This is a genomic window from uncultured Arthrobacter sp. (assembly GCF_964021775.1).
In the GTDB taxonomy this organism is placed as follows: Bacteria; Actinomycetota; Actinomycetes; order Actinomycetales; family Micrococcaceae; genus Arthrobacter.
Genome location: NZ_CAXHZI010000010.1, coordinates 49,191 through 64,353, shown reverse-complemented (window position 1 = coordinate 64,353; position 15,163 = coordinate 49,191). Strand labels below are relative to the sequence as shown.

Below are 15,163 nucleotides of genomic sequence, written 5' to 3'. Positions count from 1 at the left end.
GTCCCCGATTGCGGGTCGCGGTCGCCACCCGGCTTTTCACACCCGAAGTGGGGGCCGCCGCATTCCGCCTCCAGGCGTTGGTGGACGGGCTGGTGGCGGCAGGAGCTGAGGTGCACGTCGTGACGACCCGTGCCCCCGGGGGTGCCTCGGCGGGCAGCGTCCCGTTCCGGATCAGCCGGTGGCCGGTGCTGCGGGACCCGGGCGGCAACGTCCGGGGGTACCTGCAGTACCTGAGCTTCGACATTCCGGCGTTTTTCCGCCTGCTGGCACTGGACGCGGATGTTGTCGTCTCCGAACCGCCCCCCACCACCGGCCTGGTGGTGGCCCTCAGCAGCTGGCTGCGCCGCCGTCCGTTCGTCTATTACGCGGCAGACGTGTGGAGCGAAGCGCTGTCCGCCATGGATGTGCCGGGCGTCGTCATCGGCCTGATGCGGCGTGTTGAAGGCTTTGTGTTGCGCCGCGCCTCCAGCGTTATCGCGATCTCCGACGCGGTTGCCGAGCAGGTCGCGAAGTTCGGCGTGCCGGCCGAACGGCTCCGGGTGGTGGCCAACGGGGTCGACACTTCGGTCTTCAACCCCGACGTCGAGGCCGTCGCCGGCCGGCGGCCCTATTTCGCCTACACCGGGACCATCTCCGAATGGCAGGGAGCCGACGTCTTTGTCCGCGCCCTGCCGATCGTGCAGCAGAAGTTCCCGGACGCGGAGATCCGCTTTTTCGGGCAGGGAACGGACGAGCCGGCGCTCCGCGCGCTGGCCGCCGAGATCGCTCCGGGCGGTGTTGTTTTCGGCGGCGTCGTTCCGCCCCGGCAGGCTGCGTCCTGGCTGCGGGGAGCCGCGGCTGCACTTGTCAGTATTAAGCCGGGCCAGGGCTATGACTTCGCCAAGCCAACCAAGATTTACGCCGCCGCCGGGTGCGGCACCCGGGTGATCTTCGCCGGCGCCGGCGAGGGGGCCGCCGTGGTGGCCGGCTACGGACTCGGCGACGCCGTCGCCCACGACCCACAGGCGGTGGCGGCCGCCATGGTCGCCGCCCTGGAAAACGCCGACTCCGGCCGGGGACTCCGCTCGCAGTGGGTGGCGGACAACGCCTCCCTCGCCGCAGCTGGCCAGGAGGCCGCTGCCGTCATCGCGGCGTTAGGGAGGAACCACCGTTGAAAATTCTCGTGGTCACCACGTGGTTCCCCAGTGCGGGGTCGCCGGCGCAGGCACCCTTCAATCTGGAGCACGCGAAAGCGATCCAACGCCTTCACGACGTCCGTGTGGTGCATATGCGGCTGGGCAGCGGGCTGCCCGCGGCTACCGAAACCTATGACGGCCTGCCCGTGCGACGGATTTCCCTCGACCCCCGCCGGCCGTGGACCGCACTGTCTGTGCTGCGCCTGCTGAGGGAATGCTCGACGGCGGATGTGCTGCACACAATGGCCTTTTCCTCGGCACTCGTGGCCGCCTTGCCAGCTCTCCTGCGGCGGATGCCCTGGGTGCATTCCGAACACTGGAGCGGTGTCACTAACCCGCGGAACGTGGCGGGGCTGTGGCCACGTTTCGCATGGTTGCGATGGGTCCTGCGCCTTCCGCATGCTGTCACCGGAGTAACGGCGGAACTCGTGGAGAAACTGCAGGTCTTCGCACGTCCGGGGGCTGCGGTGCTGGTTCCCTGTGTTGTCGCCAATGAGCGTCCGCTGCAGCCGCTGCCCGCCGGGGATCGGCTGCGCCTGGTCGCCGTTGGCGGCCTAGTTCCGGGCAAGAGGCCGCTGCTGGCCATTCGGACCGTTGCGGCGCTGAAGGAATCAGGTCACGACGTGCATCTCAGCTGGGTGGGTGACGGACCCCTGCGCCCGGAGGCCGAAGAACTGATAACGGAGCTGAAGCTCGACGGAAACGTCACCCTGGTCGGCACGGTTCCCCCCGCAGAAGTCTTTGCGTTCTTCGAACGGGCCCATCTATTTTTCCTCCCGACGGCGCACGAGAACTTCTTCACCTCCGCCGCCGAGGCCCTCTCTGCCGGGCGCGCCGTCGTCGTACCGCGGGTGGGCGGGTTCACCGACTACGTGACCCCGGCGAACGGCGTCCTCGTGGATGACGCTTCGCCGGAGTCCCTGGCCGCCGCCATCGTCGCGGCCCGCCGGACCTTCGCGGAAATCGACCCCTCAGCCATTGCCGCGCCGATCCGGGCCAGGTTCAGCCGAAGCACTGTCGGACGGCTCTTCGAGGACATCTACGACCGGGTGCCGGCCACCAAAGGGACAACAAGGCGGAGACGACATGGATAACGGCACAACGGGCGTAGCCCCGGCAGTGGACGTCGTCATTGCCGTGCACAGCAGCACCCGGCCGGTGGCACGGGCCGTCGCCTCGATTGCCTCGGCCGGCCTGGAGCTGAATGCCCCAGACGGAGTCCGGATTACGGTGGTGTGCCACAACATCTCCATGGAGGAGATTGCGGGCAACGTCCCGCCTGAATTGGCGTCGGCCACCAGATTCCTGGAACTCCGTGACGGCATCCCCAGCCCGGCCGGGCCGTTCAACTACGCGCTGGCCCAGGCCACCGCTGAATTTGTGTGCATCCTTGGCAGCGACGATTATCTTGAACACGGAGCCCTACGCGACTGGCTCCACCTCGCCCGCACGCACTCCTCGGCGATGGTTATTGCTCCGCAGCGGCACGCCGCCGGGGCGCTGGTACGGACCCCGCCGGTGCGGGTCGGCCGACGATTTAAACTCGATCCGGTGAAGGACCGCCTGAGCTACCGAACAGCGCCACTGGGGCTGCTTCGACGCAGCGAAATCCAGCGGCTTGGCCTTGAATTCAGCGCGGATTTGCGGACGGGGGAGGACCAGATCTTCTCCGCCAAACTCTGGTTCGGCGGCGGACGGATCGACTACGCCCGCGGGGCCGGTAAATACGTCGTTGGCGCAGACGCCGAAGACCGGGTCACCGGACAGCGACGGGACATTGGCGAGTTGTTCGCCTTTGCCACGGAGCTGGTCGCCGACCCTTGGTTCTTGGCGCTTTCCCTGGCGCATCGACGTGCCCTGGTCACCAAGCTGCTGCGGGTTCATGTGTTTGGCGTCATTCTCCCTCGCACCGAACAAGGCGGCTGGACTGACGCGGACCGCGAAGAACTTTCGCGCGTGGCCCGGGAACTTCTCGCCGCGGCACCGGGGGCGGAGCGGCCCTTATCCCTGGCTGACGCCCGGCTGCTCCGCGGGATCCTTGCGCTCAGCCCGACGGCCGAGATCCTGGCGGCAGCAACAGCACGCCGCAGGTTTGGACGGCCGGAGACCTTGATCGCATCGAACCTGGCGGTGCAGCTGCAACCTGAAGCGCCGCTGCGGTTCATGGCGGCCTCCGCGCTGCTCTAGGACTGCACAGACCCGGCCACCGGGCAGCGCTCCGGGTGCCGGAGAGGAGCAGGGGCGGGAAAGGGCTCTTGTGGCCCGTTCCCGCCCCTGACGGACGCTTGCGCGTCCTAGCTCCTGCCGGACTCCGCGCTGAATTTCAGCAGCGCGTCCACGATCTTCTCGGCGGCGTGCCCGTCGCCGTACGGGGCAGCGTCGGTGGGTTCCGGAGCGGGCCGCTGCACGGTGTCGGCGAGGATGGAGAGGTCTTCGCTCACCAGGACATTCCACCGCGACTCGAGGGTTTCAACCCACTCTGTCTCGGGACGGATCGTGGTGCACGGGACCCGCAGCAGGAAGGCTTCCTTCTGCAGTCCGCCCGAGTCGGTGACGACGCCCGCGCTGTTGACGACGGCGTTGACCAGCTGCGGGTAGGCCAGCGGCGGGCACACCCGGATGCTTCCCTGCTCGAGGTCGAGCCCGTGCCGTTCGGCAAAGCTCACCAGACGCGGATGGGCCAGCAGGAGCACGGGGCGGTCCAGTGAGGCCAGAGACCCAAGGATGGACTTGAGCCGGGACGGCGAGTCTGTGTTGTCCGGGCGGTGGATGGTGCTGACGTAGAAGCCCTGCGGGGACACATCGAGGGGGAGCGGCTCGTCCCGGCTCTGCAGCAGGTCACGGACCTGGTACAGGACATCGGTCATCACGTCTCCGACGAGGACCGTCATGGCCGCCAGGCCCTCATTGGCCAGGTGGTCGACGGCAACCTGCGTCGGCGCCAGCAGCAGGTCCGCGGCGTGGTCGGTCAGGACCCGGTTGTGTTCTTCCGGCATCCGCCGGTTGAAGGAGCGTAGCCCTGCCTCAAGGTGCGCCAGCGGGATGTGCAGCTTGACCGCGGCGATGGCCGCGGCCAGGGTTGAATTCGTGTCCCCGTACACCAGCACGCAGTCGGGCCTGGCCTCTTCCAGAATCTCCTCCAGGCCGGAGAGCATGGCCCCGGTCTGTGCCCCGTGCTTGCCGGACCCGACGCCGAGGTTGAAATCCGGTGCCGGGATGCCCAGGTCGCGGAAGAAGACATCGCTCATGAGTTCGTCATAGTGCTGGCCCGTGTGGGCAATGAGGTGCTCCGCCCGGCCGGACAGGGCCGCAGCGATCGGTGCGAGCTTTACAAACTGTGGTCTTGCGCCGACAACACTAAGAATACGCATTGTCCCAGTTTAGGCGATTGCGGGACCCGGCCACGGCGGCTGTGACCCCGGGCACGGGCCCCCGAAGCGGCAGGCTCAGCAGGCGTCGACCTTGTACAGTTTGGCCGCGCCCTGCTGGTCCACGAGTTCGACCTTGGCGCCCGGGGTCGTCATGACGTCAACGAACGCGGGGTAGGCCCGGGCTTCAGGGAAGTTGAGCATGTAAAAACTGCCGAAGTCGAGGATGTAGTCCACATGGTCTTTCGCCGCGAACCGGCAGGTGTCCGATCCCGGCTGCGCCGTGGTGATGTCCTTCGCGATCTTGCGCAGCTCGGCGTCGGGCCCGGGCGAAATGTGGTACTGCGTCACGTGGCGGCCGGAAACGGCGTAGGCCAGCGGGCCGCCGTTGAACGGGTTGACGCCGATCACGGCGTCCTTCGGCACTGTCGACCCCAGCCGGGACATCAGGGCGAACTCATCATTGGATACCGCCCAGCCCGGGGAAAAGGAATAGGACTTGGTGATCTTCGCGGCGACGACGGTCAGGCCGGGGCCTTGGACGCTGTTCACCAGGTTGGAGAGCAGGACGGCCATGATCGCAGCTGCTGCGACGGCGTACAGGCTGCCGGATCCCCTGAACTCGGGGAGTCCCAGCCGCCGGCCGGCGGATCGTTTCGCGGCGACGCGCTGAAGCAGTCCCCTGACCGCGGACACCAGGCCGTCGGCGCCCACGCCGGCCAGCACAATCATGAACAACGGCACCAGGCCGGCGAGCCGGTAGGGATCCTGGTACCAACTGCCGGTCGTGAAGTGCCGGAAGCGGCCCTGGTACAGGTAGACGGCGACGATGTAGAGGGCGCCGGCAATGAGCGCGCAGGCAATCATCCACGCCCCCTTCCGCCGCAGCAGGATGGTGACGACGCCCAGCAGCGCCGCCCACGAGGCGACCATGGTCTCGCTGCCGCCAAGGAGGGTGCCGGTCGTGACGTCTCCTACCGCCTCGGCCAGGGTCCGGCTGGGCTTCCAGTTGTCATAGCTCAGGAGCAGGGCCTGCCAGATGACCAGGAATGCAGCTGCTGAGGCCACCCCCCACAGGACGACGACCGCGATGGGCTTGACGCCGGCCCTGGCCCGGATCCGGGCGCGCAACTGGGAAAACCACAAGCCGGCGATCAGCGGGACGGAGAACGCCATCAGTGCCGTGGCACCATTGGGTTGCGAGAGGAACAATGCCGCCAGCGCAACCAGCAAAAAAGTCCAGAGACTGATGTTGTCCAGGAACCTTTCCCGGCCTGCCTTGAACAACCCCACGAGGACCAGCAGCGCCAGCGGCAGCAGGCTGTAGGCAAGGGTGTTGGGGTACAGCGGGCCCCACTGGAGCAATTGGAAAGGGAAAATCCAGAAGCCACCGCTCAGGGTGCCGGCCACGACGAGCGGCAGGACACGGGGACCGACGATGCCCCGGACCAGCATGATGCAGGCGAAGGGCCACAACAGGGCGCTCACCGCGACGGTGACGGCGTTTTCGCTGACGAAGACGTCATTGTTGGTCAGCTGGGCCACGAGGGCGGCCAGGGAATGCCATACGGAAGGGTAGATGGCTATCCCGGCGTCAGGGGTGAGCATTCGGCCCAGCGTCAGTGACGATGCGTTGCCGGTCTCGAGGATGTAGCGGATCGCGTTGAGGTGAAAGACGTTGTCATAGACCTGGGCGAAGTTCCCGGGCTTGCCGATGGCCGGAAGCAGGCGGGTGGTGATGAGGGTGGCCCCTGCCACCAGGCCGCCCAGGATTGCAGCCCATTGGACGGCGGGTGCCGCCGAGGCCGGCGCGACGGGGGTGATCCGGTCCCTAAGGAACCGTCGCAGCAGGACCGCCAGGCCGGTGCAGACTGCGGTCACGAGCAGGTAGCTGGGGAGCCCCCAGCCCAGCCGGACCAGTCCCCCCACCACGCCGGCCAGGCCGATGAGTCCCGCGGAGGCCAAGGGGGCCATGGCTGCGGTGGCGTATCCTTTGGCGCCCAGTGCGCGCGCGAGCACCAACCCCGGGAGGAACAGCAGGAGTGCGGCCACGGCGATAGCGGGAAACGCCTGCCACCAGTTCATCAATGCTCCTGCCCGTCCGAATGATCGACTCGAGTCTAGCAAGCGCGGTGGGTCCCGCCGTGCCCGGAAGCCGCCGGCAACCGGCCGGGCCGGGGCACGGGTGCCGTCGTCAAGTTGCGGCGGGCGGTGCCCGGAAAACGCCGGTCCAGCCCCTCAGTCTCTCTTTGACGTAGTGACGAATGATCGAATCGTTCGACAGCGAGTCCAGTTTCCGTGGGGTGAGCAGCTCCCCGCTCCTGCCGGAAGCCCGGTATCCCGCCGTCAGGACCTGCAGTTGACGAAGATCGCTCGCCGCCCCAGCCGCTTGGAGAAAGTTGGCGTCACGCCGGCTGATGCTTGGAATGGAACCGCCCGCCAAAGACATCACCCTTGTGGCCAGTTCGCGCCAGTAGAGACTTTCCTCGGAGTCCCACAACGGGGGGTCGCCGAGGAAGCCGGGGGCGTCCGCGCGCCGGAGCAGGGCGCCGATGCCGTGCACCCTCAGGATCTTATGCGCGATGGCGCGCCGTTCCGGCGTCGTCGCCTGCCGCAGCCAGTCAGCCTCCAGCAGGTTCTCCAGCCAGGCGAACTCCTGCCGCAGCGGCCGGATCGAGCTTGTGACGCGGGCCGGTCCTGAGTCGTCGGTTTGCCGGTACGCCGGGGCGCCGTAGGGGTAGCAGATGGGCCCGGAGCGGAACCACAGGCGCAGCGTCGGTTCGAGGTCTTCACCGGTAAGGATGCCTTCGGTGTAGCCAAACCCCACGGCCTGCAGGCTCTCGCGGCGCAGCAGGCCGTACGGCACGCTGCGGTACGCCAGCCCGTCTCGGAGCGGGTGCAGGACGCGCGGCTTTGACGGCCGGATCCGTGGCGCCGCGAGGATGTTTCCCTCGGGTGTCCGCAACGGTGCGATGACGGCGGCGGCATGGTGCTTCTCGGCCACCTCCCACCAGGACAGCAGCGACCCTGGTTCCAGGTAGTCGTCCGAGTCGAGGAAGCTCAGGTAATCAGCGGTGCTGCGGTTCAGGGCAAAGTTGCGCGGGCCGGCCGGTGACGGGACGCCGTCGGAATGGCTGAGATAGCTGACGCCGGCGGCCCCTGGCGGTCCAGCCGTGAACCCGGGACCGCGGGACAGGCTGTCCGTCGCCAGGTTGTGCAGCACCACGGTTACGCGCAGCTCGACGCCGCAGGCGGCCAGTTCGGAACGCTGCTCGAGGACGGAAGCGATTCCGCGCGCTACCGGCCGCGCCGGATCATGGACAGGGATGACGACCTCGATGCTTTGGGTCATGGACTTAGCACTCCTGAGCGAGAGTATTTGGGGAGCCCCGCGATAACCTTACTGGGTGCAAAGCGAAATTCGGGATTCCGTCCACGTCGTCCGGGGAACCTCATCCTTCCTTCGAAGAACGAAGTCAGCGATGACGCCCCGTCCCCGTGTCCTGCAATTCAACGACTGCGCTTTCGTCGCCCGGTCCATGGTCCGCGCCGCGGGGCGGGCCGGTATCACTTGGGACTACCTGCCGCCCGAACAGGTCCGCCCCCTGACGGCGGCACCGGCCAACCCCGTCCTTGCCAAGGCGCGTTTTGCTCCCTATGTTGCGCGCCGGGCCGCGAAGCTCCTGCGCGCCGACGTCGTTCACGTCCACTACGCCACCAGCGCACGCCTGCTGCGGGAACGGGGCATGCCGCGGCGGCCCTACGTGCTGACGCTTCATGGCACGGACATCCGGAAACAGTGGCGGGACCCGGACTTCCACGACGAAATTCAGCGGGCGATCGACGGCGCCGCCCACGTATTTTTCGCCAACAACGACACGGCCGACAACGCCCACGCGGCGCGTCCCGACGCTGAATTCCTGCCGGCGCTCGTTGACGCTTCGGCACTGCCGGCGTGGGACCCTGCAGCTGAACCGACCATCCTCTTCGTCTCGCGCTGGGATGAGGACAAGGGAGTTGACGAGCAGTTGCGGCTGGCGCGCGCCCTGCGCGCGGCCGTCGGTCCGCAGACCCGCATGCTGGGGTTGAACTGGGGCCCGGGGGCTGGCTCCGCGGCGGACGCGGGGGTGGAACTGCTGGAACGGATGCCGCAGACCGAGTTCCACCGGCTGGTCTCCCGCGCGCACCTGACCATCGGGCAGGCGACGAAGAACTTCGCCACCAGCGAGTTTGAGGCCCTCTGCATGGGAGCGCCCATGGCCGCCCTTGGCCGGCGGCTTCCCCGGCCTGACGACGGAACGGTGCCGCCTGTGCTGGAAGGCTCCGAGGACGAGGTGGTCGAGCAGGTCGCCGGGGCGCTCCTGGACCCCCGGGCCACCGCCAGCCGGCTTAGGGGAGCGACGTGGGCGCTGCCGCGCTATGACGCGGCGTCCTACGTGGCGCGGCTGGATTCGCTGTACCGCGAGGTCGCTGGCTCAAGCGGCGGCTGACCGGCGTCAGGAGGCCGCGTTCCTGCCGGCCAGCCGCGCGGCGTCGAAGCCGCCAGGGCCTGAACCGTCGGCGCCTGCGGCGTCCGGGGTGTACAGGCCCGCGAGGGCGGCCTGCTGGGCGAAGTCCGGATTGAGGCGGATGACCTCGTCGAACGTCCCCTGCGAGACGACGCTGCCCTCCTTCATGAAGCAGATCTGGTCGTTGTTCCGGATCGTGGAGAGACGGTGCGCGACGGAAATGACCGTGATCTCACCGTGCAGTTCACTGATGGCGTTCGCCACCGCGGCTTCCGTGGACGTGTCCAGCGCACTGGTGGCTTCGTCGAGCACCAGCACCAGGGGGTCCATGTACAAGGCGCGGGCGATTCCCAGGCGCTGGCGCTGCCCGCCCGACAGAGCCAGGCCCCGTTCGCCCACCCTGCCGTGCACGCCGCCGGCGCGGGCATCGATGGTGTCCAGCAGTTGGGCGCGTTCCAGCGCGGTCCGCACTTTTTCCTCGTCGATGTCCCCGCCCCAGCTCAGGGCCACATTCTGCGCGACTGAGCCGTCGAAGATCGCCACGTCCTGGGGCACATAACCCACCCGCTTGCGCCAGTCCGAGAGCACCAGCTCAAGCGGCACACCGTCGAGGGTCATGGTGCCCTTCGAGGGAGTCAGCAGGCCGAGGAAGATGTCGATCAGGGTCGATTTGCCGGCCCCGGACTGCCCGACGATGCCGACGGAAGAGCCGATGGGCAGCCGGAGGTTGATATTGGTGACGGCCGGGCCCTCGGCCCCCGGGTAGGTGAACTCGACATCCTTCAGCTCAAGCATCTTCGGCTCGCTGGTGATCGGGGTCTTGCCGAGCTTTTCGGCGTTCTCCCGGAAGATCGCGGCGTCCTTGATGTCGCGCATCACCGTCTCGGTGTAGGGCAGTGTTGACTGGACCAGTGTCAGCTGGGCCTGGACCGTGGTGAGTGCCGGGACGAGCTTGAAGCCCGCCAGGCCGAAGATCGCCACCGAGGACATTGCCGTCTCCATGCCGCCGATCGCGTACCCCACCGCCCCGATAAGCAGGAAACCGCCGATTAGCGCCATGTCAATGACAAACTTGGGGACCGCGCTTATGAACCGGATATTCGACCGTGACCGGGCAGCGCGTTCCCGGCTGTGCAGGACGATGTTGCCCACTTCCTCAGCCTTGTCGCGGAGCGTGATTTCCTTCAGGGCAGCGAGCATTTCGGCGACCAAGGTGGACATGCGCATCGCGGCGTCGCGGTTCACCCGTCCGGCCTCATACGACTTCTTAGATAGCCACAGGTAGAGGAACGCGGCGATGATGCCGAGGTAGATGACCGTCACCAGAGCCGTTTGCCAGGACGCGGCGACCAGCACCACCAACACCGACGCGAACGTCAGTGCCTGGGCCGGGAGCGTCACAGCCGGGAAGAGCACTCCCGATACGGTGTTGGCGATGCCGACGTCGATCATCCGGACCAGCTCGGTGGTGGACCGCTTCATCCGCTCCGTCCACGGTGCCCGGATGTAGCTCTGGAACAGAATGGAGCCTATCTCCAGTTCATAGTCGGCGAACTTGCGGGTGGATACCCACTGAAGCCAGATATTGAGCACGGACTTCAGGATCATAACTAGTGCCGAGGAAACCAGGATTAGCAGGCTGAACTCCTGGGTGACTGCGCCGAGGACCGGCAGGGTCATCGCGCCGCCCTTGAGGATCTGGTTCAGGACCAGCGCAAAGACGCCCAGCGCCGTCGCATCAAGGAGTGAGAGCACCGCCGAGAGCACGCCGAAAAGCAGCAGGAACCGTCTGGCGTTGGCGGGTAAAAGAGGCAGCAACTCGCGCATCGTGCGGCGAAGGTGTTTCAAGGACTACTCCAGGACGGCGGGGGGAAGAATCCTTTCCATACTACGCGGGGTGCCGGGCCGGGCCCTGCTTAGCTATCCGGTCCGCCGTCTGGGCCGCGGGCATTCGCTCCCTGCCGAAATGAGAAGATGGGCACCATGAGTCAGAAGATCCGAGTCACTCAACTGTTCGACTGCGCCGACGTCGGGAAAACGCTGGTGGCCGAGGGCCGCCATCAGGGCCTGCCGTGGCGACTCATCCAAGGTCCCTGGACCCGCGGCGGGGGGAAAGCGGCCTATTACCGCTTCCGGGCGGAACAGCTTCTGGCGTACCCGGGAACCAGCATGTGGCATGTGAACATGGGCGGGCGTGCGGTCTGGGCGCGTGGCGCGCTGGCCCGACCTTATGCCCTGACCCTGCACGGCACCGACATCCGCGAAAACTACTGGCAGGACCAGCACCACGCGGCTATGAAGGAGGACATCGACCGCGCCGGCCACGTTTGGTACACCACCCCGGACCTGCGCGAGAAGGCCGAACGCGCCCGTCCGGACGCGGAGTACCTGCCGGTTCCCGTGGACCTGGATGAGCTGCCGGCATGGGCCCCCGCGACCCGGCCGAGGGTCATCTTCCCTTCCCGTTGGGACGCCTCCAAGGGAGGGGACGCGCTGCTGCAAACCGCGGCCGACGTGGTCGCCGCTGCCGGCGGCCCGGGCGGCGCGGACATCGTGGGCCTGGACTGGGGTGACCGGGCGGCGGAAGCGGCCGAACTAGGGATCCGGCTCCTGCCCAAGATGCCGAAGAAGCAGTTCCTGGCGGAAATCGCCCAGGCCCATGTCGCTGTGGGCCAGGTCGCCGGGATCCTGGCCGTGAGCGAGCTGCAGGCCATCGGCATCGGGGTACCGACAGTTTTCGCCGACCAGGTGGAGGGCTACAGCGCGGATCTGGCCACGATCAGTGTTAACCGCGCCGACGTCGGCCAGGCGGTGCGCGAGGCCTTGGCCGATCCGGTGACGGTTTCTGAAAAGCTGCAGGGACCGGAATATGTACGCCTGTCGCACGGGGCTGCCGGCTTGCTTCCGGCTCTGGAAGCCGGCTACGCCAAGGTGCTGGGCAGGTCCGCATGAGTAAGCCGCACCTGCTGTATATAGCGTTCGCCTTTCCGCCTAGCACTGCCTCGTCCGTCTACCGCTGCACGGCGGTGGCCAACGCCTTCGCCGAGGACGGTTGGGACGTTACGGTGCTGACGCTGGACCGGAACATCTGGTCCGAAATCTCCGGGGTGGACCAGAAGCTCGCGGACTCAGTGGACCCGCGGATCCGCGTCGTCCAGGTGGACGACGGCGGCTCCGAGGAACCTGCCCGCGGGGACCTCCGCCGGTTCTCCCGGCTGCGGATCGAGGCGCCCTACCTGTGGAAGGAAGTTGCCCGCCGTCGGGGACGGAAAGACTTCCCGGAAGACTTCCATGGCGCGTGGCTGGCGCCTGCCAGCGCGGCGGCCCGGAGCATCCACGCTGAAAAGCCGGTCGACCTAGTTATGGCGTCGGCGGGTCCTTATGTTTCGTTCGGCGTTGCCCGGTGCCTAGAGGGCGTACCTTACATCATGGACTATCGTGATGCCTGGGCGTTTAACACATTCTCGGAAGCCTCGAAATACACGCCGGATTCGAAGCAGGGACGTTTTGAGGCCGAATACCTGTGCAACGCGGCGCAGGTCTGGTTCGTTAATGGACCGATCCGAGACGAATACGCTCGCCGGTATCCGGATGCTGCTGACAAAATGCGAGTCGTCGAAAACGGGTTTGATCCACAACCTGGCCATGGACAGCCGCCCCCACGACAGACCACCACCCCAACGTTTGGATACCTGGGAACCCTGCTCTACGAACGGATGCCAACGCAAGAATTTCTCGACGGATGGCGCCAGGCATCCACCGGGGAAGGCTCATCGGGCAAGCTGCACGCAGTGTTTCGAGGAAAGATGAGTTCATCCGGCGCGGCCTCTGCCGAGGTGCTGCGAGCATTCGCAGATGTGGAAGCATTTGGACTGCGCCATTTGGGCCCTATTTCAAAACGAGACGTGGCTAAGTTCTACAACAGGCTTGACGCACTGGTCCTCCTATTGCCCAGCGGAAAGTACGTCACCGGGGGAAAGACTGCGGAGTACCTGGCGACCGGGTTGCCCATAGTGTCAGTCCACGATCTCGGCATTGCAGCCACATATCAACTCAAAGACTATCCGTTGTGGTTTCCGGCCAAAGACCTTACCCCCGAGAGCATCGCCGCTGCCCTGCAGGCCTGCGCCGATGCCCTGGCGCATCCGGACAGCGCCGCCTGGCAGGCGGCTTGGGAATACGGCCAGCAGTTCGCGCGGAGCGCCATCCTGGCGCCGGTCATTTCCGATTTGCGCCGGCTGGTGGGCCACCCGCTCCAGCAACCCGTCGCCGAAGTCCAGAGGAGCCCCAAGCCATGAAATCAACCGGAACGCTCCGCCTCGGCATCGTCGTCGGCCGCAGCCCCAACCCCCAGGCGACGCTGAATGACCTGTGGCGCCGGGCCGAGGACGCCGTGGCTGCGACGGGCACCCGGCTGAGCGGCGAAGCCCTGGTGGTGGCCGGTCCCGGCTCTACGCCGGTGTCGCCGGCCGCCGGGCTGGACGTCGTCGCCCTCCCGCCGGCCGCGCCCGGACGCCTCGACGGAGTCATCGCCGCCGTCGCCGGCAAAGGCGGTCCGCTCGGCATTGCGGGACGGCTGGTCCGGGACAACCGCGAATCCCGTCAGCTCGCGAGGTCCGTGGCCGCCCGGCCAGAGCTGCAGGCGGCGCTGCTCACCGCCGATGTGGTCGTTGCTGCCGACGTCTCCGCCAACCGAACCGTCTGGCAGCTGAGGCGCCGCACCGCCGCCCCGCTCGTGCACGGTCCGATCGCCATGATGCATGCACTGCGCGGGAAGGCGGAACGCTGAACCGCCCAGCCCGGCCGTGCCGACTATGGAATACTTGACGGGTGAGTCGCACTTGGATAGTCATACCGATGTACAACGAGGCCTCCGTCGTTGGCGGGGTGATCGACGGAATCCGCCAAGAGTTTCCGAACGTCGTATGCGTCGACGACGGAAGCAGCGACGGGTCGCAGGACGTGGCCAGGCGCGCCGGCGCGGTCGTCGTCCAGCACCCGGTCAACCTGGGCCAGGGCGCTGCCCTTCAAACGGGATTCGAGTATGCACTCCAGGACCCGGACCTTGACTGCATCGTAACGTTCGACGCCGACGGCCAGCACCGGGTTGAGGACGCCAAAGCCATGGCCGAACGCGTACGCTCGGGCGAAGCCGATCTGGTTCTGGGCTCACGCTTCCTGGACGGCCGGACCAAACTGTCCCCGGCCAAGCGGCTCGTGCTGCGGACCGCTGCGGTCCAGTCCCGGCTGGCAACCGGGATGGCGCTGACCGACGCGCACAACGGACTGCGCGCCATCGGGCCGGATGTCGCCCGCAAGATTCATCTCACCCAGAACCGGATGGCGCATGCCTCGGAGCTGATCCACCAGGTGTCCGAGATCAAGCCCCGCTGGGTGGAGCACCCGGTTGAGATCATCTACACCGATTACTCAAAGGCAAAAGGCCAGTCTTTGCTGAACTCCGTCAACATCCTCGCTGACCTTCTGTTTAGGTGAGAAATTGCAGATCATAGTCCAAATAGTCCTCGTCCTAGCCGTCATCGTCGTCTCGCTGGCGCTCATGCGGGGCGGTTCAAATGCCCGGCACCTGGCTATCCGCCGGATCATGCTGGTCATTTTCGCGGTGGTGGCCGCGCTCTCGATCTTCTTCCCGGAGCTGCTGACCATGCTCGCCCGCTTCCTGGGCATTGGCCGCGGGACGGACCTTGTCCTTTACGGACTGGTCGTCAGCTTCATGGTCTTTATGGCCACCACCTACCAGCGCTTCCGGCACATGGAAACTACGCTCACCCAGCTTTCCCGCCGGATTGCCATTGACGAGACCCCCCGGCCGTGGCTCAACGAAGCGCCGCAGGCCTCCTCGGCCGTGTTCTCGGAACGGATGCGGGAGACCGAGTGACGCGTCTGGGGACGCGCCCCCGCGGTCCGCGGGGCGGAAGCCCCGGCCCGGGACTACTCGCTGGACATCCTGAGAATCCTCAGCATCTGGGGTGTCGTTGCAATCCACCTCTTCGGATACGTTGTCGGCCGTTCTGTCCCGCAGTCCCGTAACTAGTGGATGCGACCTCCCCCGACATCCCCTTTGTCTGGGTGGTCCAGGTTTTCGTGATGA

At 66.8% G+C, this 15,163-nt stretch carries 13 protein-coding genes; 9 read left to right on the top strand and 4 right to left on the bottom strand.

Translation table 11 applies throughout. The features are described from left to right. Positions 1-47 precede the first annotated feature (47 nt). From ABIN76_RS10670 to ABIN76_RS10660, 3 genes are read left to right on the top strand one after another with little or no spacing between them, the layout of a single operon-like run. Positions 48-1,154 carry a glycosyltransferase gene (locus tag ABIN76_RS10670; protein WP_346959692.1) on the top strand — a complete coding sequence of 369 codons (1,107 nt, stop codon included), beginning with the start codon at positions 48-50 and terminating at the stop codon, positions 1,152-1,154. Further along, positions 1,151-2,269 carry a glycosyltransferase family 4 protein gene (locus ABIN76_RS10665; protein WP_346959691.1) on the top strand — a complete coding sequence of 373 codons (1,119 nt, stop codon included), beginning with the start codon at positions 1,151-1,153 and terminating at the stop codon, positions 2,267-2,269. The genes ABIN76_RS10670 and ABIN76_RS10665 overlap by 4 nt, the downstream gene beginning before the upstream one ends. Next, complete coding sequence (locus ABIN76_RS10660; RefSeq protein ID WP_346959690.1) at positions 2,262-3,362, top strand: glycosyltransferase family 2 protein; 1,101 nt, start codon at positions 2,262-2,264, stop codon at positions 3,360-3,362. Before ABIN76_RS10665 ends, ABIN76_RS10660 begins: the two co-directional genes overlap by 8 nt. A gap of 107 nt (positions 3,363-3,469) precedes the next feature. Here the strand turns inward: ABIN76_RS10660 and wecB are convergent, their stop codons facing one another. From wecB to ABIN76_RS10645, 3 genes are all read right to left on the bottom strand, one after another. Then, positions 3,470-4,546 (bottom strand): non-hydrolyzing UDP-N-acetylglucosamine 2-epimerase, encoded by a 1,077-nt coding sequence (gene wecB / locus ABIN76_RS10655; protein ID WP_346959689.1) that lies wholly within the window; start codon positions 4,544-4,546, stop codon positions 3,470-3,472. 75 nt (positions 4,547-4,621) lie between these two features. Then, complete coding sequence (locus ABIN76_RS10650) at positions 4,622-6,628, bottom strand: DUF6541 family protein (RefSeq protein WP_346959688.1); 2,007 nt, start codon at positions 6,626-6,628, stop codon at positions 4,622-4,624. A gap of 109 nt (positions 6,629-6,737) precedes the next feature. Beyond that, positions 6,738-7,895, bottom strand: coding sequence for a glycosyltransferase (locus ABIN76_RS10645; protein WP_346959687.1), 1,158 nt, complete (start codon positions 7,893-7,895; stop codon positions 6,738-6,740). A gap of 130 nt (positions 7,896-8,025) precedes the next feature. Between ABIN76_RS10645 and ABIN76_RS10640 the strand changes: the two genes are divergently transcribed. Further along, on the top strand, positions 8,026-9,033 hold the full coding sequence (locus ABIN76_RS10640; RefSeq protein ID WP_346959686.1) for a glycosyltransferase: 1,008 nt from the start codon (positions 8,026-8,028) through the stop codon (positions 9,031-9,033). Between the two features lie 6 nt (positions 9,034-9,039). Here ABIN76_RS10640 and ABIN76_RS10635 read toward each other — a convergent pair whose 3' ends face one another. Further along, positions 9,040-10,899, bottom strand: a complete 1,860-nt coding sequence (locus tag ABIN76_RS10635; RefSeq protein ID WP_346959685.1) for an ABC transporter ATP-binding protein — start codon at positions 10,897-10,899, stop codon at positions 9,040-9,042. Between the two features lie 135 nt (positions 10,900-11,034). Here ABIN76_RS10635 and ABIN76_RS10630 point away from each other — a divergent pair, with 135 nt between their 5' ends. Genes ABIN76_RS10630 through ABIN76_RS10610 form a run of 5 tightly spaced genes read left to right on the top strand, consistent with a single transcriptional unit; the run spans position 11,035 to position 14,950 of the window. After that, complete coding sequence (locus tag ABIN76_RS10630; RefSeq protein WP_346959684.1) at positions 11,035-12,003, top strand: hypothetical protein; 969 nt, start codon at positions 11,035-11,037, stop codon at positions 12,001-12,003. Further along, positions 12,000-13,349 (top strand): glycosyltransferase, encoded by a 1,350-nt coding sequence (locus ABIN76_RS10625; protein WP_346959683.1) that lies wholly within the window; start codon positions 12,000-12,002, stop codon positions 13,347-13,349. Before ABIN76_RS10630 ends, ABIN76_RS10625 begins: the two co-directional genes overlap by 4 nt. Then, a complete protein-coding gene (locus tag ABIN76_RS10620) occupies positions 13,346-13,840 on the top strand; it encodes a hypothetical protein (RefSeq protein ID WP_346959682.1) in 495 nt (164 codons plus the stop codon). The genes ABIN76_RS10625 and ABIN76_RS10620 overlap by 4 nt, the downstream gene beginning before the upstream one ends. 41 nt (positions 13,841-13,881) lie before the next feature. Next, positions 13,882-14,547 carry a glycosyltransferase family 2 protein gene (locus ABIN76_RS10615; protein WP_346959681.1) on the top strand — a complete coding sequence of 222 codons (666 nt, stop codon included), beginning with the start codon at positions 13,882-13,884 and terminating at the stop codon, positions 14,545-14,547. A 4-nt stretch (positions 14,548-14,551) separates the two neighbouring features. Continuing rightward, the gene (locus ABIN76_RS10610; protein WP_346959680.1) at positions 14,552-14,950 is read left to right on the top strand and encodes a DUF2304 domain-containing protein; all 399 of its coding nucleotides are present in this window, start codon (positions 14,552-14,554) and stop codon (positions 14,948-14,950) included. The last annotated feature ends 213 nt before the right edge of the window (positions 14,951-15,163 follow it).